Raw genomic sequence first — 19,507 nt, forward strand, 5'->3', positions numbered from 1 at the left:
GCACGCATCAGCCCAGGCGGGCGATGGACTTGTGCTCCAGGTAGGCCGAAAGGCCCTCGGGGCCGAGTTCACGGCCGAGGCCGCTGGCCTTGAACCCGCCGAACGGGGTGTTCGGGTCGAGCGTGTGCATCGTGTTGACGCCGTACGTGCCGGTGCGCACCTGGCGGGCGATCCCCATGCCGTGTTCGGCGTCGCCGGTCCAGACCGAGCCGGACAGGCCGTAGTCGCTGTCGTTGGCGATCCGCACGGCGTCCGCCTCGTCCTCGTACGGGATCACCGTGAGGACCGGGCCGAAGATCTCCTCGCGGGCGATGCGCATGTCGTTGGTGGCGCCGGCGAAGACGGTGGGGGCGACGTACCAGCCCCGGTCGTACGGCCGGTCGAGGCCGCCGACGACGGGCTTGGCCCCCTCCTCGACGCCCGACCTGATGTAACCCTCGACCCGCTCCTGCTGGCGCCGGGCCACCAGCGGGCCGATGCCGGTGGCCGGGTCGGCGGGGTCGCCCACCCGCTGGCTCGTCACCATGTGGGCGACGGCCTGCACCACCTCGTCGTACCGGGCGCGGGAGGCGAGGACGCGGGTCTGCGCCACGCACGCCTGGCCGTTGTTCATCAGCGTGGCCATCGACAGCATGCCCATGGCCGAGGGCAGGTCGCAGTCGTCCAGGATGATCGCCGCCGACTTGCCGCCCAGCTCCAGCGTGCACCGCTTGAGCCGCTCGCCGCAGATCGCGGCGATCCGGCGGCCGGCCGCGGTCGAGCCGGTGAAGGCGACCTTGTCGACGCCCGGGTGGGAGACGAGGTGCTCGCCCGCCTCACGGCCGGCCGGGACGATGTTCACGACTCCGGCGGGGACCCCGGCGTCGTGGATCATCTCGGCGAGCAGGTAGGCGTCGAGAGGCGTCTCGGGGGCGGGCTTGAGCACGACGGTGCAGCCCGCGACGAGCGCCGGGGCCAGCTTGCTCATCGTGACGAACTGGGGGACGTTCCAGGGGACCACGGCCGCGACGACGCCGACCGGTTCGCGGCGGACGGTCACGGGGCCGAACAGGCCGGGCCGCTCCTCCTCGACGGGGAAGGCGGCGCCGAGACCGGCGAAGTACTTCAGCATCCCCAGCGGCTGCGGGGTCTGGGCGAGCCGGGAGAACGTGATCGGGGCGCCCATCTCCAGCGTGATCAGCTCGGCCATCTCGGCCTGGCGCGCCTCGTAGATCTCCGCGAGGCGCCCCACCACGGCCGCGCGCTCGGCCATCGTCATTCGTGGCCACGGCCCGTCGTCGAAGGCGTCCCTGGCGGCCGCGACCGCGCGGTCCATGTCGGCCGCGGTGCCGTCCGGGACCCGGCCGACGACCTCCTCGGTGTGCGGGGAGACCACCTCGATCGTGCCCGTGCCCGCGGGGGCCACCCAGTCGCCGCCGACGAACAGTGTGTCGTGCTGCCGCATGCCTGCCTCCCCGATCGGGCTTGACCACACACGGAGACCGAATCATGTTCTGCTCGGTGTTGGCAAGAGCCGGCGCGGTTGGCAAGAGCCGGCGCGGCAGGAGCGCGGCCGTGGCCCGGCCCCAGCCGTACGGCGAGGACCGGGCCACGGGTTCTCCGGCGCAGCCCTACGGAAGGGCCGGTCCGAGCAGGTGCCGCATCGACCGGCGGACCAGGTCGGTCCGCATGGCCTGGGTCGTCGCACCCTCGGCGCCGAAGCCGAAGTAGACCGTGTCCTGCGTCGTGACGCCCGCGCCGTCCTCCAGCGTCTGGTCGCTGCGCGTCCAGTCGTTCAGCGCGTCCGCCGAGCCCGGGGGCGGGCCCGCGACGGTCCAGCCGCCGAGGCCGTCCTCGAACGAGGTCTGCGAGACGACCGCGCCCTCGGCCTTGACCGTCGCGTCGTCCAGCCAGACGCCGAGGCCCTGGGTGCCCCAGTCGCTGATGTAGGAGATCGACACCTCGACCTGCTTGCCCGCGTACGCCGTCAGGTCGATCGTCCACTGCTGCCAGCCGTTCGACGCGCCGGAGGCCGCGTGCCAGGCGCCGGTGGTGCCGGTCGCCGTGCACGAGGAGGCGCCGTCGTACGTCTGGTAGTGGGCGGTGAACGGGTGGAGGTCCACCCAGCCGCCGGCGCAGCTCTCACCGGGCTCCTGCGAGGTGTGCCCGTTCGCGTCGGGGAGCGTCGTCCAGTCGTCCTGGCCGACCGTGTGTGCCTCGACGGTCAGGAAGTCCCAGTCCGGCTCGGTGTTGTACGACGTCCAGAACGACAGCTCGCCACTGGTCTTGCCGGTGAGGTCGATCGTCCTCGTGAGCCGCTTGTACGACTGGTCCGCCTCGCCGCTCTGCACGTCCCACGCACCGGTGTGCGGCGCGAAGGGCGAGCCCCCGGCGTACTGCCACTTCAGCGGGGCCGAACTGGCGAACTGCGGGAACCGGCCGACCGGCAGCACCGACGAGGTCGTGACGAACGCGGAGGTGTGGTTCTGGTTGCCGGGCGAGTCGCCGCCGTTGAGCGTGCCGAGGAACCCGGCGAAGGCGCCGCTCGTGCCCTGCAGCGGCACCGTGGCGCCGTCCGCGTCCTGGCCGCCGCCTTCCACGAAGGTGTAGGCGCCGAGGTAGTACTGCACGAAGTCGTTGCTGAGCGCCAGGCACGGCGGCTTGCTCAGCGTCGTGCACTCGGGCTGCGCCGGATAGTCCGGCTCGTACCAGTAGGCGCCGTCGACGTTCTGGCCGTACAACGCGTACTTTCCGGTGACGAGCAGTTTGCCGCCCTCGTTGAGGTAGTCGCGGAACGCGAGTTCCAGCTCCTCGGCCAGGTTCGCGGCGGTGCCGCCGGGCTGCCCGGCCGCGCGGGGGATGATGTCGTCGCCGGTCTCCCAGACCACGGCCTTGTAGTGGCTGAGAACCCCGAGCGGGTGGGGCGCCTTCCGGCCGTTCTTGTCCACGTCGTACACGTCGGAGGAGTAGCCGGACCCCGTCAGCGCCGTGGTGTAGGCCCCGGCGTACTTCGCCTCGGTCGCGCCCTGCGCGGGACTGATCCCCGTGACGTCCTCCGCCGCGACGACCAGCACCTTCCCGCCGATGTCCGTGGACACCGTGTAGGTGAAGTCGTCGCTCTTCCTGAGGAGCGAGGTGAACCAGACCTTCACCCGGTCACCGGGCTTGGCGCCCTTCACCGTGCCCCTCAGCCGGTGGAAGTAGGTGTCGTAGCCCTCGCCGTACCGCTCGCCGCCCTTCCACTCGCTCGTCGGCGCGATCTTCGTCCGCCCGCCGTTGATCTGGTAGTTGAGGACGACGGGACCGAGCTTGCGCTTGGCGTCGACCTGCACGACCTGGTCCGTGCCGTAGCTGACGTCGAACGGGTCGACGACGAAGTCGGGGACCGTGTTGCCGAGGTGGCTGACGGGCTCGCTCGGGTTCAGCGCCGACTTCGCGATGTCCAGCGCGAACGGCAGTTGCTTCTCGAACTCGGCCTGCACCAGCCCCTCGTCGTCGGGGAACACGAAGCCGCAGCCGTCACAGCCCTCCTCCAGCTCCGGCGTCCAGGCGAGCGTGCCGTACGCCTTGTGCGCGTGGTCGGTGGTCTCGCCGTTGGTGGTGTAGAGCTCGGCGCCGACGCCGGGGTCGAAGCCGGGCACGGCGGGCTTCTCGTCGGTCCCGGTCAGGGCCAGGTAGATGGGATCGTCCGCGGTCGTCGTCTGGACCTGCCAGCCCTCGGGATAGAGCAGCAGCGGGCCGTACGAGTGGTAGTTGACCTGGGCCTTGAAGCGCAGCCGCTTGAGCAGGCCGTCCAGGGCCCGGGTCTCGGGCTCCGACGCCGGGGCGGTGCCGCGGTAGGTCTCGCTGCTGAAGACGCTGGAGGAGCCCTCCTCGTCGTATCCCCACTTGGTGGGGTAGTTGCGGTTGGGGTCGACCCCGTCGACACCGGTTATCGCGCCGTCGCCGTCGTTGTCGCGGAGGTTCTTGCGCCAGAGCCGGTTGCCCTCGGTGAAGGTGAAGTCGTAGCCGTCGGGGTTGGCCACCGGCACGAACCACACCTCGGTGGTGGCCAGCAGCTTCGCGACGTCGGACTTGCCCTTGTTGGCCACCAGGTACTTCAGCAGCCGCATGTCGACCTCGGTCGCGATCCACTCCCGGGCGTGCTGGGTGGCGGAGTAGAGCACGGCGGGCTTCAGGCCGTCGGGCAGCACCCGGGCCAGCGCGGTCAGCTTGAGGGCGAGGATGTCCTTACCCTGGACGGTCTTGCCGATCGACTCCAGCTTCGCGACGTCCTTGTTGGCGTCCGCGATGGCCTTGAGCTGGTCGGCGATGCCGCCCTTCTCCGAGTAGGACCTCCAGACGGTGTATCCGCCGGCCGCCTGGGCCCTGGCCGCCTGCAACTGCGTCTGGCCCTGGGGGTTGCGAACCGGTTGCGGCCGGTAGCCGAGGATCTGGAGCTTCTTGACGTCGGCGGGCGTCGCCGTCAGCTCGACGTGCTCCCGGTCGCCCGAGGGGTGCTGCTGGACGACGTCGAAGCCCTTCTGGTTCAGCGTGGCCGCGGTTCCGGGCGCGCTGTCGAGCTGGTAGAGGTCGATCTGGTCCGTGGGCGGGAGCGGGTCGCCCTGGCCGGCCTGCGCCGGCACGGCAGGCGCCAGGAGCGCCGCGCCGAGGGCCACGGCGGCCAGGGTCGAGACGATCACTCGTCGGGACATCGAGGAGCCCTTCGTGAGGGGTAGCGATCTCCCGAATCTCCGTCGCGGTCAATCCGCGTTCAAGTGCAGTAAGGCGACGCGTAAGTCTCGAATCGATCACAGAACGCGGAACCCGACGATTGCTCGCTTTCAACCCAACAGTTTCTCCTGTTCCGCTAGCAGACATAAAGATCGTCTCCTATAGTTTCGGACCGAATCCGAGTGGAGGTCGACGTGCGGTCGGGACGCTGGGCCAGACTGGCGGTGGTCACCACCGTGCTCCTCGCCGCACCCGCTGTCTCAGGCGCGTTCACCGCCTCGGCCGAGCCCGGCCAGCAGGCCAAACTGCGCAGGCTGACGAAGGAGGCCGCCGCGCTGCAGAAGGAGTACCGCGGTGAGATCCTCAGCCTGGAGGACGCGGAACTGGCCGCCAAGAAGGCGTCCGCAAAGGTCGGGAAGCTGAAGGTGGACCTGCGCGCGGCCCAGCGGGCGGTCACCCAGTTCGCCCAGACCTCCTACATGAGCGGCGGCATGGACGCCTCACAGCTCTTCTCGGTGTCGGGCGACCTGAGCTCGCTGTCGACGCTGGCCTATCTGGGCGACGCGAAGTCGGAGCGGCTGAACGGCATCAGGGCGTTGATCGCCAAGCAGCGGAAGGCGAGCCGCGACGCCGACGCCGAGATCGACAAGCTGCAGCGCCACATCAAGGAGCTGAAGGCGAAGCGGCGCGAGATCGAGACCCTGATGGCCAAGTACGGCTTTCAGGCCCCCGACGCCGGCAGCGGCCTGACCCAGCGCATGATCACGGTACGCAACGCGATCATGTCGCAGTTCCCGATGCCCTTCAGCGTCGGCTGCCTGCGGCCGGGGGACCCGGGCGAACACGGCAAGGGCCGCGCCTGCGACTTCATGATGAGCAGCGGCGGCCGCATGCCCGACGCGGTGGCCAAGGAGCGGGGCGACGCCCTCGCCCAGTGGTGCATCCAGCACGCGAGCCAGTACGGGATCATGTACATCATCTGGCAGCAGCGCTTCTACGACATGCGGACCGGGGCCGGGTGGCGGATGATGTCCGACCGCGGGGGGATCACCGCCAACCACTACGACCACGTTCACGTGTCGGTGCTCTGAGCCTTCAGGAAGTCCGCGAACCAGTGGTAGGACGCCTTCGGGGTGCGCCTGAGGGTCTCGAAGTCGACGTGGACCAGGCCGAACCGCTGGTGGTAGCCCTCGGCCCACTCGAAGTTGTCCAGCAGCGACCAGACGAAGTAGCCGCGCACGTCCGCGTCCGCCTCCCGCATCGCCCGGATGTGGCCGTCGAGGTAGGCGATCCGCTCCTGGTCGTCCAGGCCGTCGTACGAACAGCCGTTCTCGGTGACGTAGACGGGCGGGAGCGCGTCGCCGTACCGGGCGGTGAGGGAGCCGAGCAGCTCGCGGAGGCCGCCGGGGACGACGGGCCAGCCGAAGGCGGTCACGGGATGACCGGAGATCGGCTCGAACTCGAACGGCAGGTCGCCCCCGCCGGGGCCGGAAATCCGCGTCGGCATGTAGTAGTTGACGCCCAGGCCGTCGAGCGGCTGGGCGATCGTCTCCAGGTCGCCCGCTTTCACGGGCAGTTCCACGCCGTACGCCGACAGGTCGGGGTAGGCGCCGGTGAGGACCGGGTCGTTGAACAGCCGGTTGTGCAGGACGTCGTACGTCTCGGCGGCGGCGAGGTCCTGCTCGGAGCCGGAGGCCGGCCAGACGGGCGTGCAGTTGTTCGTGATCAGCACGTGGCGCGCTCCGGCCGCCCGCAGCGCCTGCGTGGCCAGGCCGTGGCCGAGCAGCTGGTGGTGGGCCGCCGGCAGCGCGCCGAGCATGAGCGCCCTGCCGGGGGCGTGCATGCCGAGGGCGTATCCGTACACCATGTGGACGAACGGCTCGTTCAGTGTGATCCACATGGAGACCCGGTCGGCGAGCCGGTCGGCCACGACGGCGGCGTAGTCGGCGAAATACCGCGACGTGTCGCGGTCGAGCCAGCCGCCCTCGTCCTCCAGGGCCTGCGGCAGGTCCCAGTGGAAGAGCGTCGGGACCGGGGTGATCCCCTTCTCGTGGAGCGCGTCCACGAGGCGGTCGTAGAAGTCGAGCCCGGCCTGGTTGACCCGGCCCCGGCCGGTCGGCAGCACCCGCGGCCAGGCGATCGAGAACCGGTAGGCGTCCACCCCCAGACCGGCCATCAGGGCGACGTCCTCGGCGTACCGGTGATAGTGGTCGCAGGCGACGTCGCCGGTATGCCCGTCGCGGACCTTGTGGGGGGTGTGGGAGAAGGTGTCCCAGACGGAGGGCCCCCGGCCGTCCTCCGCGACGGCTCCTTCGATCTGGTAGGACGCGGTGGCCGTACCCCACAGGAACATGCCGTCTCCCGTTATCATGAGCGTTACTCGCGTTAACGTATCCGCCTGATGGGCGGGAGACAATGGCGGCATGACCACAGGGGGAACGTTGCGCCGGCGGCCCGCCCAGCGCCGCAGCCAGGAGCGCGTGGAGCGCATGCTCGACGAGTGCGCCGGGCTGCTCGACGAGGTGGGGTACGAGGCGCTGACGACCAAGGAGGTCGCCCGCCGGGCCGAGGTGCCGATCGGCACCTTCTACCAGTTCTTCACGGACAAGCAGAGCCTGGTCCGCGCGCTCGCGCTGCGGAACCTGGAGGCCTACCTGGACCGGATGGCGACCCTGCTGTCCGACGCGCGGCTGTCCGACTGGGCCGGCGCGGTCGACCTCGGCATCGACGAGTTCGTCCGGATGAAGCGCACCATGCCCGGCTTCGGGGTGGTGGACTTCGGCGAGGTGCTGGCCGCCCCCGGCGGCCCGGCCCTGCCCGGCACCCAGCGGATGCTCGACGAGGCCCTGGAGAACAACGTGGTCGTGGCCGACCGGCTGCGCTCGATGATGGTGGAGGTGCTCGGCGTCGTGCCGGGCGACGGCCTGTCCCGCGCCTTCGTGGTCGCCGTCGAGGCCGCCGACGCCGTGCTCAAACTGGCCTTCCGCGCCCACCCGGACGGCGACCCCGACCTCATCGCCGAATGCAAACGCCTCGTCCGCCGCTACCTCTCCGACCACCTTCACTAGGCGCCTGTCCAGCGTCGATCGGCCAAAGCGCAAAGAGGCGGCACGTGCCAGAGCCCTCACCTGGCTGGTGCAAGAACTGTCGCCTCAGGTTCGCTCCATCGTGCTTGCGGAGCGTGAGGCGAATCAGGACAGACACGACCGCCGGGTCCTGGGCGGTCTGGCAGGCCGGCCGCCACGTTTCGTATACGGGCATGCCGCGGTCGCGAAGGAGCCGCTCCTGTGGGTGGCGGACGTGGTGGTGAGCAGTACGGCGAGGGCGCTGGCGCGAGGCGAGGACCCCGGAACTTTCGGCTTGGGGGATGCGCTTTCGTACGTGGGCTGTGAGCCTGCATGACCTCTGAACACGCGAAAGCCGGGCCACCACCTGCGGAGGTTAACCCGGCTTCACTTCGTAACCCCGAGTGGGCTACGCATCACTAATAGTATTCAACTTTGACTCCCTGTCAAGTCCTTCGGGCCAGGGGCCGCCCGCCGTACAGGGCGCACGGCAGGTGAGGCGGGGTGGCGGTACCTCGGCGGTGTGGGTCGGCCGGCGCCTCCGCTCTGTGATCGGGGGAGGCTGAGCGGGCCGGCGAATGTGATCACATCGCCGCTGAAAGTTTCACCAGTGCACGTGATCCACCACTGGTGATGTGGGTGGTTCGCTGCCTCGGCCTGTCCCGGAATGCGGGCTGATCCGGCAGGGATCCGGGGTGCCGTTGGCACCGTATGGCGGAACGCGCCGGGCCGTCGGCAACCGGCGCGTCACCGGATACGCCTGCCCCTGACCTGGTAGATCGTGCCCACGAGCTGCCAGGACGCGCCGCTCGCATGACCGGCGGCGCCCAGCCGCGACGCGCGGGAAGTCCACCATGTCGCGAAAGGTCACTCGGCCTCGTGGCGCCGGGGTGGGCGAAGGCGCGCCTTCCCACGCTCCGTCGACTCTTGCGAGACACCCCTCAAAATGCCACATTACCCATCGACATCAGACGGCATACGTCATACGTTACGGCGTCACAGTCGGTAACGCTATGTCTGCCACGGATTCTTAGGGCGTGTTATGGCCGCGCATGTCGTGAGGACGGCCGGCTCCTCGGCCAGGAAAGACGCACGGCCCTCCGATCGAAGTCCTCGACCACAAGACAGGCGCCACACCCGCGCAGTGGCACACCCCCGATGAGTTCTCCTGTGGCGGGTCGATCGCGCGGCGAAAATATGCTCGGAACCAGCGAAGGGAACAGAGCGTGAAGTCAGCCCTGTCCACCACTGGGAAGGCGTTAGCAGCGCTTGCGGTGTTCGTCGCCGCCGTGTTGCTGCCGACCTTCGCAGGCCCGGCCTCGGCAGCGACCCAGGCAACCTACTACGTCGCTCCCGACGGAAACGACGCGAACCCCGGAACGATAGCGTCGCCGTTCAAAACCCTGCAGCGCGCGAGGGACGTCGTCCGCACGGTGAACGCCAGCATGTCAGGCGACATCTACGTGTATCTCCGCGGGGGCAACTATCCGGTCGGCAGCACAATCGACTTCACGCCGGCCGACTCCGGCACGAATGGTTACCGGGTCATCTACGCCGCGTACCAGAACGAGACGCCGATCCTCAGCGGAGGCGTTCAGGTAACCGGATGGACGCAGCACAGCGGCAACATCTGGAAAGCCCCGCTGAATCGCAGCAACAAGCTCCGTGCGCTCTATGTCAACGACAAGCGGGCGTACATGGCCTCGAAGACGATGAATTCGGCCGGATGCTACGGGACCTACAACATCACGGCGGGGCAGGCGTCCTGGGCGTGGGAATCGGGTTCGCAGTGCGCGGGGGCGAAGTACAGCCTCAGTGACTTCCCCGCTGTCGCCGCCAACCAGGACGACATCGAGATAGAGACGTCGACGACCTGGACCACTGCCATCGTGGGCGTCCGGCAGGTCACCACCGAGGGCTCGAACCGCATAGCTCTGTTCCAGCAGCCGGGAGCGGCCATCGCCCAGGGTGCCTTCAACGGCAACGCCCAGGTCGGCGGCAGCCACAAGGTGATGAACGCCTACGAGTTCCTGGACGCGCCGGGCGAGTTCTTCTTCGACAAGACGAGCCGGACCTTGTACTACTACAAGGCGAGCTCGGAGGACATGACGACCGCCGCGGTCTGGGCGCCGAACAACGTGTCCACCCTTATCAAGGTCGCCGGCACCTCCACGAGCAACCGCGCCAAGAACATCACGTTCTCCGGCCTCACGGTCCAGCACTCCGACTGGAACCTGTTCAACGTGGCCGGCTCGGTGTTCAAGCAGGCCCAGCAGGGCAATCTCGGCGCACAGGTGTACGCCAAGCAGAACTTCCACGCCTATTACTACCGCAACGTCGACCTGGCGCCCGGCATGATCCAGATCGAGAACGCCGACGGGCTCGTCCTGCAGAACAACCGGATTCAGCACACCGGCGTCGACGGAATCACCCTGGCCAACGACGTGGTGAACACCCAGTTGATCGGCAACTACACCAACGACATCGCCGGATCCGCCATCGACGTGGGCCACCCCCAGCATGTCTACATCGGGGACTACACCTCGTCGAACCGCGAGAAGTATCCCGTTCAGGTCGAGGGCGCCCCCAAGAACATCGAGATCAAGAACAACTACATCTACGACAGCGCCGTGTTGTTCAACGGGCACAGCCCCATCTCGGCGTACTTCGCCGACACCCTGTCCATCCAGCACAACCGCATCGAGAAGACCCCGTGGTCCGGTATCACGCTCGGCTGGGGGTGGTGGAACTTCGACGGATCGTCAGGCTCGATCGCGCCCAACCGGCCGACCACCACGGCGAGGAACAACACCATCAGCTACAACCACTTCATCGACACGGTGCAGCGGCTGAGCGACACGGCGCCCATCTACACGCTGGGCAACCAGCCGGGCACCACGATCACCAACAACTATCTGCAGGGCGTCCCCTCCGGTCACAAGTACGGACTCCACCCGGATGAGGGATCGGGAAACATCACCTTCCGCGACAACGTCCTGAGCGTGGACAAGAACGTCACGTGGCTCATCAACTCCGACGACTTCGGGCGTAAGCACGACCTGAGCATCACGCAGACCTACGGCCCCATCAACAAGGTCTCCAACAAGAACCTGCCGAACAGCACGGTCCAGGACATCCTCGTGTACTCCGACTATGTCTGGCCGTCGCAGGCCTACGGCATCGCCGTGAACTCCGGACTCGAGGACGCGTACCGGAACATCGTCCCGCAGAGCAATCTCTCCCTGCCGGACTACGTCCTGCCCGCCAGCACGTTCGTCGCCGCCGGTGTGACGTCGATTCCGATCCGGAGCGCCGGCGACGCGAGCAAGACGGTCTGGCTGGCTCCCTCGGGGACGACCAACTTCACCGCCGGAAACACGATGACCACGGCGAGCGGAACCGCGACCTCCATCGCCGTTCCGGCGTCGAACGGTGAGTATCGGCTCTACGTCGTCGACGCCCAGGGCAATCGATCGGCCGAGTCGAAGTCGCTCGTCAGGCAGGGGAACGGCGGTAGCAACCCGCAGCAGGGCGTCCAGATCGTGGGCGGCCAGTCCGGCCGGTGCGTCGATGTGCCGAACTCCAGCACCACCAACGGCACCCAGGTGCAGCTGTGGGACTGCGGGAGCGGCACCAACCAGCGGTGGACGTACACCTCGGGCAAGCAGCTGCAGGTGCTCGGCAACAAGTGCCTGGACGCCTACGGCCAGGGCACCTCGAACGGCACCCAGGCGATCATCTGGGACTGCAACGGACAGACCAACCAGCAGTGGAACGTCAACTCCAACGGCACGATCACCGGCGTGCAGTCCGGGCTGTGCCTGGACGCCAACGCGGCGGGCACCGCCAACGGCACGAAGCTCATCCTCTGGGCCTGCAACGGCGGAAACAACCAGAAGTGGACCCTGCGCAGCTGACGTGAGGTCCTGACCGGGCCGCGGGCGGTCGTACACGCACCGCCCGCGGCCCGCACAGCTCCACAGATCGAGGTCGTCCGGCAGGCGTCAGTCGGCAGACGCGGCGACGAGGGCGGGCGCGGCGTCGCGGGACGGGGTACGCCACGGGAGTATCGCGGCCGTCGCGACGAGCAGCACCACGCCGATCGCGATCGCGGCGCGGGCGCCGGCGAGGCCGGCCAGGACGCCCCACACGGCCGTGAGCGTGGCGGTCGTCGTCCGCGAGGTGATGGTCCAGGCGGTCAGGACCCGCGCCACCCTGCCGTCCTCCACCCGTTCGAGACGGTAGGTGGCGAAGACGGGGTTGAAGACGCCCATGCAGGTGATCAGGCCGAACTCGACCAGCATGATCAGCGCGAGGCCGGCCGGGCCCTGCCCCGTGAACGGGAGCCCGACGAGCCAGGGCACCCGCGCGACGCCGAACGTCAGCAGCATCGCCCGCTGCCCGAACCGGCGGACGAGCGGGCGGGAGATCCGCGAGCCCAGGATGCCCCCCAGGCAGGGAACGCCGAAGGCGAGCCCGTACTGCAGCGGCGTCAGGCCGAGATCGTGCAGCATCAGGAAGGTCAGCGGCGGAGCCGTCGCCATGATGAGCGCGGAGACGAGCACCGTGTTCGCGAACAGGACGCGCAGCCCGCGGTCCGCGACGATCGTCCGCCACCCCTCGGCGATCTCCGCCCGGCGCGAGGCGCCCGTACGGCGGACAGGTGGGTCCGGCTCGGGAGCCGTGATCGCGCGGATGCCCAGCGCGGACAGCAGATAGCTGGCCGCGTTCAGGGCGACCGTGACGACAGGGCCGAGCATCCCGATGAGCGCGCCTCCGGCCGGCGGGCCGACAGCGGTGGACGTCCACATGACCATCTCGAACCGGCCGTTCGCCTCCATCAGGTGGCTCTTGGGCACGAGGGCCTTGAGGTGGGCCCCGCCGGCCCCCACGAAGACGATGTCGGCCAGGGCGACGACCACGGCCACGACGAGCAGGTGCGCGTACGTCAACGCGCCTGCGGCGTACGCGACCGGCACGGTCAGCAGCGTCAGGAAGCGGACCAGGTCGGCCCGGATCATGAGCCGCCGCTTCCTCCGGAACTCCATCCACGGGCCGAGCGGCACGGCCAGCAGGGCGCCGGCGGCTCCGCCGGCCGCCGCGATCAGGGACACCTGTGCGGCGCCGGCGTGCAGGGCCAGGATGGCGATCAGCGGAAACGCGTCCAGCGCCAGCCATGTCCCCAGCGAGCTCACCGCGTAGGCCCCCCACAGCCACGCGAAGTCCCGTCCCAGCCCCCGCGCCATCGGCCGCCCCCGCCTCTCCCCAAGCGAACAGAGGTCGATCCAACACCCGTCCGGGACCGGGAGCCAACCGACGGCCGTCAGCCGGTCCGGCGCCGGGACTACTCCGTGCCGTCCGCCGGCAGGCGCTCCGGCAGCCCGAGCCGCGGGAACCGGTCGTCGTGGAACGTGACGATCTCGGTGATCGCCCCGCCGGTGACGCGCAGGACGTCGATCGTCAGCGGCAGGTACGCGCCCTCCCGCTTCCGCCACTGGTAGAAGGCGACGGCGGGCTGCCGGTTCACGGAGGTGGGGACGGCGCGCAGGTGCTTCATGCTCTCGAAGCCGCTCTCGACCCAGTCCTTCACCACCGCGTCGCGGCCGGCGCACAGGCCCGGCGTGGGCGGCATCGAGCAGCGGACGTCGTCCCGCAGCAGGGCGGCGAGCCCGTCGACGTCCGTGGCCACGCTGGCCTCGGTGTAGCGGCGCACCGGCTCGCGCGTCCCGGCGTCCTCCTCGCCGCCGGTCCAGTCCTGCCGTTCGGAGGGCAGATGCTCCCGCATGCCGGCGCGGGCCCGTTGCAGCGCGCTGTTCACGGAGTTGACCGAGGCGCCGAGGAGCTCCGCGACGTCCTTCGCCGGCCAGCCGAGCACGTCCCGCAGGATCAGCACGGCCCGCGGGCGCGGCGCGAGGTGCTGGACCGCGACCACGTACGCCAGCTCGATCGTCTCCCGCGCGACGGCGACGGCCTCCGGCTCGTCCGCGTCGCCCGCGGGCAGTTCGTCGAGCAGCCGGTCCGGGTACGGCTGCAGCCACAGCACCTCGCCGCCGGTCGCGGGCTCCGGGCGGCACCTGGCGAGGAGGTCCAGGCAGGCGTTGGTGGCGATCCGGTACAGCCAGGCCCGGAACGTCGACCGCCCCTCGAAGGTCTCCCGCCGCCGCCAGGCACGGAGGAACGTCTCCTGCACGGTGTCCTCGGCGTCCTCGAACGACCCGAGCATCCGGTAGCAGTGCACGTGCAGCTCCCGCCGGTGCCGCTCCGCCAGCCCCGAGAACGCCGGCACGGGTGCGGGCGCGACAACTCATCACCCGGGCCGGCATGGCCGGCCCGGTGCCGGATCGGGCTGAGCGGCCCCGGCGGGAGAGGTCCCGCGCCGGGGCCGGCGGGGGTCAGACGGGGGCGTCGAGGCGGGAGAGCAGGTCGTCGTCGAGCTTCACGTCGGCCATGACCTCCTCCAGCTGGGCGACCGAGCTGACCCCGACGATCGGGAGGATGTCCTGCGCCCGCAGCCAGGCGAGCACGACCTGGTTGCGCGTCGCGCCGATCTCGCCCGCGACCTCGTCGAGCACGGCCAGCCGCCTGGTGGTGCCCGGGTGGTCGTAGTGCTCGGGCAGCGGCTTGGCCGTGTACGCGCCCGCCAGCAGCGAGGAGTAGACCCACAGCTTCAGGTCGCCCTCGGAGCGCACGTAGTCGAGCAGCTCCTCGGTGACGAGGGTGTGGCCGCCCTCGGGCAGCCGTACGCCGGGGCGGGGACGGAGGTAGGAGTGACGGAGCTGCACGTGGCCGTACCGGGTGCCGCCGCGCGCGGCCGCCAGTGCGCGGGCCCGCTCCAGCCGCCAGGTGGCGTGGTTGCTCGCGCCGATCTCCCTGGCCTTGCCGGCGCGCACCACCTCGTCGAAGGCGGCGACGGTCTCCTCCAGCGGCGTCGTCCTGTCGTCGATGTGGGCCCAGTACACGTCCACGTGATCGGTGCCGAGGCGCCGCAGGCTGCCCTCGATCGCGGCCCGCACGACACCGGCGGACAGGCCCTCGGCGGCGTCGAGCGTACGGGCGCCGGGCACGGACGGGCGGGCGCCGCACTTGGTGCTGATCACCACCGCGTCCCGGTCGCGGCGGGAGGCGAGCCACCGGCCGATGGTGGCCTCGCTCTCGTCCCCGGTCGCGCCGTCCAGCCAGAAGGGGTAGTTGTTGGCCGTGTCGAGGATCGTTCCGCCGCCTTCGACGAAGCGGTCGAGTATGGCGAAAGAGGTCTCTTCGTCCACGGCTGTCCCGAAGGGGATCGTCCCCAGAGCGATTCTCATGCCGATCACCCTGCCGCCTGGAGCGCACTCCAGCGCAAGCCGCTTTCACCGGCGGTGGGTGAGGGCCTTCCGGCCGCGCGCCACGATCGTCTCGACGTCCTTCAGGTCGTCCATGTCGTGGGCGGTCGCCAGCGCTTCCTTCGCCGCGTCGTAGGCGTCCAGGGCAGCGTTCCAGTCGATGTCGCCGGTTCTGTCCGCCGCGCCGTCGATCTCCTCTCCCAGCCGCGTGACGTTCTCCTCCTGCACGCTCCGGGCGTCCGCGAACTGGACGGTCCTTTCCTCGGCCTGCTTTCTGGCGGCCTTCCTCCGCCGGGTTCCGCGTACGACCAGCCCGAGGACGATCCAGAAGACGACCAGGCCCACGATGCCGAAGAAGACGAACCAGCCGGCGCCGAGCCTGCTGGTCGACCCGGACAGGTCGGCGTCTTCCGCGTAGTCGACCTCCAGGCCGGTGACCTCGGCGTCCTGGAAGGTCGCGCCCCGCAGCTCGGCCGACTGCATGCCGGCGTCGGTCAGCGTCGCCTTCCGGAAGACCGCGTCCCGGAGCCTGCCGCTGCCCAGCTGCGCCCGGTCCATCCGCGCGGCGGTGAAGTCGGCCTGGTCCGCCGTGACGCTGGTCATCTGCGCCCCGCGAAGATCGGCGCCGGTCAGTGTGGCCCCGGTCAGGTTGGCGCTGCTGATCTCGGTCTCCGAGAGGTCCGCCCGGGTCAGGTTCGCCCCGGTGAGGTCCGCGCTGCCGAGCACGGCCCGTCGCAGGTGCGCGCCGGTCAGGTCCGCGCCCTTGAGGGAGCGGAAGGTCGTCCCGGCCGCCGAGACGTCCCGCAGGATGGCCCGGTTGAGCTTGACGCTGCTCAGGTTGAGGCCGTCCAGCTTGGCGCCGGTGAGGTCGGCGCAGCTCAGGTCGTCGGGGAAGTCGGTGACCGTGGTCAGGTCCCACCCCGCGTAGTGCTGGCCCTCGCCCGGCTCGCACGCCGCACCGGGAGCGGGCAGGTCCTTCGGCACGCCCGTGCTCCCGGTCAGCCGGGCGCCCCGTACGTCACGCAGGTCGGCCCCGCCGAGGTCGGCGTCCCGGAAGTCGGCGCCGTCCATCACCGACCCGTACAGCTGCGCGTCCCGGAGGTCGGCCCGCCGCAACACGGCCTTGATCAGGGTGGCGCCGTAGAGCCGGGCCTTCGGGGCCTTCACCCGGGTGAGGTCGGCCCGGCGCAGGTCGGCCCCGTAGACGTCGGCGTCGGTGAGGTCGGTGCCGACCAGCTTCGCGTCGTCGAACTGGGCGGAGTACGCCTTGGCCCGCGTCAGCGTGGCCCCGCTCAGGTCGGCTCCCTCCAGGTGCGCGCCGTACGGCGAGGAGTCGTCCATCGTCGCCCCGCGCAGGTCCGCGCCCCGCAGGTCCGCGTAGTAGAGCTCGGCCTCGGACAGGTCGGCCTTGCCCAGCCTGACCCCGGCCATCTGGGCGTTCCCGAGATGCGTCCCCTTGAGCGACGCTCCGCGCAGGTCGGCCCCGGCGAGCGGGACGCGTACGTACAGCCCGTCCAGCGTGGCGCCGCGCAGGTCGGCGCAGGACAGGTCGGCGGGCAGGGCGGCCCGGGTGAGATCCCGCCCGGCCAGTTTCGGGCCACTGCCGGGACGGCACGGGAGCGGCGCGGCGGAGGCCGGCGAGACGAGGACCACCGGCAGGACGACGGCGGCGGCGAGTGCCATGCCGGCGAGTAGGCGGGGAAGGCCGGGCATCTCTGTCTCACTGTCTCCTTCGGAAGCGCCGCCTTTCGCAGAGGGTCCCGGGAAAGGCGTTGAACAGCACCCGTTATATGGGGAACTGTTTGCGATCCGCTTGCGAACCGCCTACAGACACAACCGCTCGCGGCGGTACGGCATCCGCTGTGACAGGATCAATGGCGTGGCCGTGTACACACCTGGACAGGTCGTCGAGGAGACCGGTTTCAGCCTCGACACCCTTCGTTACTACGAACGGATCGGGCTGCTGGAGCCGATCGGCCGGAACGCGTCGGGCCAGCGGCGCTTCACCGAGGAGGATGTGAGCTGGCTCGGCATGGTCCGCTGCCTCCGGGACACCGGCATGCCGATCGCCGAGATGCTGCGCTTCGCCGCGCTCGTACGGCAGGGCGAGCACACCATCGCCGACCGCATCGCGCTGCTGGAGGAGCACGACCGGAAGGTCGAGGCCCAGATCGCCGACCTGCGTCAGAAGCAGGGCGGGGTGCAGCGGAAGATGCAGTACTACAAGGACGTGCTCACCATGCGCGCCATGCTCCCCGACTGCGAGCAGGCCTCCTGAGGGCCGGACCGGGCCGGTCCAGGTGCGTGACCGGCCATGCTGGACTGCGCCCGCTCGTGCCCGGCCCGCTCGTGGCGGGCCGGGCGGGCGGCTTGTAAGGCCGGCTCAGGAGGCCCGGTACGCCTCGGCCTGGAGGTTATAGAGTTCGGCGTAGAGCCCGTCGAGCGCTATCAGTTCGTCGTGCGTGCCGTGCTCGCGGACGAGGCCGTGGTCGAGCACGTAGATGCGGTCGGCGTAGCGGACGCTGGCGAGCCGGTGCGTGATGAGCAGCACCGTCCGCCCGTCGGCGTGCCGCCTGATCCGGTCGAACAACGCGTGCTCGGCCCGGGCGTCGAGGGCCGCCGTGGGCTCGTCGCAGATCAGCAGTGGCGCGTCGCGGTAGAAGCCGCGCGCCACCGCCACGCGCTGCCACTGGCCGCCCGACAGTTCGTGGCCGTTCTTGAACCGGCGGTCCAGCAGCGTGCGGTAGCCGTGCGGCAGTTCGGCGATGACCTGGTCGGCGCCCGCCACCTCGGCGGCGCGGACCACCTCGTCCTCGCCCCTCTCCGTGCCCATCGTGATGTTGTGGCGGGCGGTCAGCGGCCACCGGGTGTGGTCCTGCGCGATGACCGCGATCCTGCGGCGCAGGCTGTCGGGATCGACCCCGGTCACGTCGACGTCGTCCCACAGCACCCGGCCGCCGTCCGGCTCGTACAGCCCGGCCAGGATCTTGGCGAGGGTGGTCTTGCCCGAGCCGTTCTCCCCGACGAGGGCCACGACCTCCCCGCGCTCGACGCGGGCCGACACCCCGCGCAGGGCCGGGGCCGGCGTGGCGGGGTAGGTGAACGTGACGTCCTCGACCGTGATGCGCTCGAAGCGTTCCGGGGCCTGCCGCTCGCGGAGGGGCGGGACCCTGCCCTCGGCGTGCGCGGCGAAGTCCAGGAAGTCGGTGAAGTAGAGGCCCTCCTCGTAGAGCCGGTTCGTCGCGTACAGAAGGCTCGCCAGCGACCCCTGGCCGGTCCGGATGGCGAGCACCGCGGTGCCGGCCACCGCGAGCGGCACCGCGCCGATCACCAGCAGCACCCCGAGCGTGACGTAGACGACGCCCTGCCCGACCCCGCCGAGCGCCTCGCCCAGGATCCTCGCGAACGTCTGCCGCCGCGCGAGCGCGAGCATCACCCGCTGCTCGCCCATGGCGACCGTGTCGAACATGCGGAGCAGGAAACCGCGCATGGTGAACGTGCGCACCTCGGCCGCGGTGTCCTTGTCGGCGAGCAGTTCCTCGATGATCCACTTGCGGCGGCGGGCCGAGATCAGCTGCAGATTGGTCGTGTAGCGCATCCTGGCCGACCGGACCGTCGCCCAGGCGTCGGGCAGCACCGCCAGCAGGAGCAGCGGCAGCAGCACGGGGTGCAGCACGCCCAGCACGCCCGCCGCGGCCGCGAGCCCGACGAGGGCGGTCACGGTGTCGATGGCCGCGCTCACGATCGAGTCGGCCACCATGCCGCGCATGCGGGCCCGCTGCAGCGCGTCGTGGAACTCCGGATCGTCGTAGCAGACGAGCTCGACCTGGCTCGTCAGCGTGTAGAGCCGTCGCTCGGTGATGCGGCTGACCTGGGGTGACAGCCGTGACTCGGCCCAGCCCGCAGCGGCCTGCACCGCCGTGCGAACGGTGGCGGCGAGACCCACGAGCAGCAGGCTCGGCAGCGCGGCCCGGACCCGGTCGGGGGTCGGACCGGCCTGGAGCAGCGCGGTCAGGACGCCGGTGGTGGCCAGCAGGCCGAAGGCGGTGAAGACGCCGCCGAGCACGCTCAGCGCGATGGTGGCCAGGGTGTCGCGGGGGCTCGCCTCCCACGCGATGCGGAGGGCCTGGCGGGTCAGGCCGGGCAGCCGCCGCGCCACGGTCAGGAAACTGAGCCCCGCCATCGTGCCGTAGTGCCGGGCCCACTGAGGCGACTCGATCTCCTCCAGATCCGGTAGGTCGTCCTCGGACAGATGGTCATGTCCCCCCTGCTGTGTGACCGTCATGCCAGCAGTGTGTGCGCCCGTACCGACAATTTCGCGGGCTCCGGCCGCGGCGCTTCCTTTGACGCATGTCCCTAACAGTCCGCCAACCTCCGTATGCAGAGACGTTATCGGGACAAACTTGACGGCGTGCCCGTGGAAGTGGC

General features: G+C 70.2%; 12 protein-coding genes. 4 read left to right on the forward strand and 8 right to left on the reverse strand.

All coding sequences use genetic code 11. The annotated features are described in order from the left end of the window. Window positions 1-7: 7 nt before the first annotated feature. Both HHX33_RS16795 and HHX33_RS16800 read right to left on the reverse strand, forming a co-directional pair. Window positions 8-1,444: an aldehyde dehydrogenase gene (locus tag HHX33_RS16795; protein WP_182875409.1), complete on the reverse strand. Its 1,437-nt coding sequence runs from the start codon at window positions 1,442-1,444 to the stop codon at window positions 8-10. Window positions 1,445-1,610: 166 nt separating this feature from the next. Beyond that, on the reverse strand, window positions 1,611-4,673 hold the full coding sequence (locus HHX33_RS16800) for a M14 family metallopeptidase (protein WP_182875410.1): 3,063 nt from the start codon (window positions 4,671-4,673) through the stop codon (window positions 1,611-1,613). 213 nt (window positions 4,674-4,886) lie between these two features. Here HHX33_RS16800 and HHX33_RS16805 point away from each other — a divergent pair, with 213 nt between their 5' ends. Next, window positions 4,887-5,783, forward strand: coding sequence for a coiled-coil domain-containing protein (locus HHX33_RS16805; RefSeq protein ID WP_182875411.1), 897 nt, complete (start codon window positions 4,887-4,889; stop codon window positions 5,781-5,783). Here the strand turns inward: HHX33_RS16805 and HHX33_RS16810 are convergent. Next, on the reverse strand, window positions 5,765-7,045 hold the full coding sequence (locus tag HHX33_RS16810) for a GH1 family beta-glucosidase (protein ID WP_182875412.1): 1,281 nt from the start codon (window positions 7,043-7,045) through the stop codon (window positions 5,765-5,767). The two genes, HHX33_RS16805 and HHX33_RS16810, sit on opposite strands and share 19 nt — an antisense overlap. A 70-nt stretch (window positions 7,046-7,115) precedes the next feature. Between HHX33_RS16810 and HHX33_RS16815 the strand changes: the two genes are divergently transcribed. Beyond that, a complete protein-coding gene (locus tag HHX33_RS16815) occupies window positions 7,116-7,760 on the forward strand; it encodes a TetR family transcriptional regulator (RefSeq protein ID WP_182875413.1) in 645 nt (214 codons plus the stop codon). A 1,223-nt stretch (window positions 7,761-8,983) separates the two neighbouring features. Next, window positions 8,984-11,674, forward strand: a complete 2,691-nt coding sequence (locus tag HHX33_RS37235) for a ricin-type beta-trefoil lectin domain protein (RefSeq protein ID WP_182875414.1) — start codon at window positions 8,984-8,986, stop codon at window positions 11,672-11,674. Between the two features lie 87 nt (window positions 11,675-11,761). Here HHX33_RS37235 and HHX33_RS16825 read toward each other — a convergent pair whose 3' ends face one another. The 4 genes from HHX33_RS16825 to HHX33_RS16840 form a co-directional block, all read right to left on the reverse strand. After that, window positions 11,762-13,003 carry an MFS transporter gene (locus HHX33_RS16825; protein WP_182875415.1) on the reverse strand — a complete coding sequence of 414 codons (1,242 nt, stop codon included), beginning with the start codon at window positions 13,001-13,003 and terminating at the stop codon, window positions 11,762-11,764. Window positions 13,004-13,101: 98 nt separating this feature from the next. Then, a complete protein-coding gene (locus HHX33_RS16830) occupies window positions 13,102-14,043 on the reverse strand; it encodes an RNA polymerase subunit sigma-70 (RefSeq protein ID WP_182875416.1) in 942 nt (313 codons plus the stop codon). 106 nt (window positions 14,044-14,149) lie between these two features. Further along, window positions 14,150-15,061 carry an aldo/keto reductase gene (locus tag HHX33_RS16835; RefSeq protein WP_117408494.1) on the reverse strand — a complete coding sequence of 304 codons (912 nt, stop codon included), beginning with the start codon at window positions 15,059-15,061 and terminating at the stop codon, window positions 14,150-14,152. Window positions 15,062-15,106: 45 nt separating this feature from the next. Then, window positions 15,107-16,792, reverse strand: a complete 1,686-nt coding sequence (locus HHX33_RS16840) for a pentapeptide repeat-containing protein (protein ID WP_259402548.1) — start codon at window positions 16,790-16,792, stop codon at window positions 15,107-15,109. Window positions 16,793-16,958: 166 nt separating this feature from the next. On the opposite strand from HHX33_RS16840, the gene HHX33_RS16845 reads away from it, so the two are divergent. Then, on the forward strand, window positions 16,959-17,357 hold the full coding sequence (locus HHX33_RS16845; RefSeq protein WP_117408441.1) for a MerR family transcriptional regulator: 399 nt from the start codon (window positions 16,959-16,961) through the stop codon (window positions 17,355-17,357). A gap of 105 nt (window positions 17,358-17,462) precedes the next feature. On the opposite strand, the gene HHX33_RS16850 is transcribed toward HHX33_RS16845, so the two are convergent. After that, on the reverse strand, window positions 17,463-19,364 hold the full coding sequence (locus tag HHX33_RS16850) for an ABC transporter ATP-binding protein (protein ID WP_182875419.1): 1,902 nt from the start codon (window positions 19,362-19,364) through the stop codon (window positions 17,463-17,465). Window positions 19,365-19,507: the final 143 nt, after the last annotated feature.

The organism is Microbispora sp. H10670 (assembly GCF_014161385.1).
Lineage (GTDB): Bacteria > Actinomycetota > Actinomycetes > Streptosporangiales > Streptosporangiaceae > Microbispora > Microbispora triticiradicis.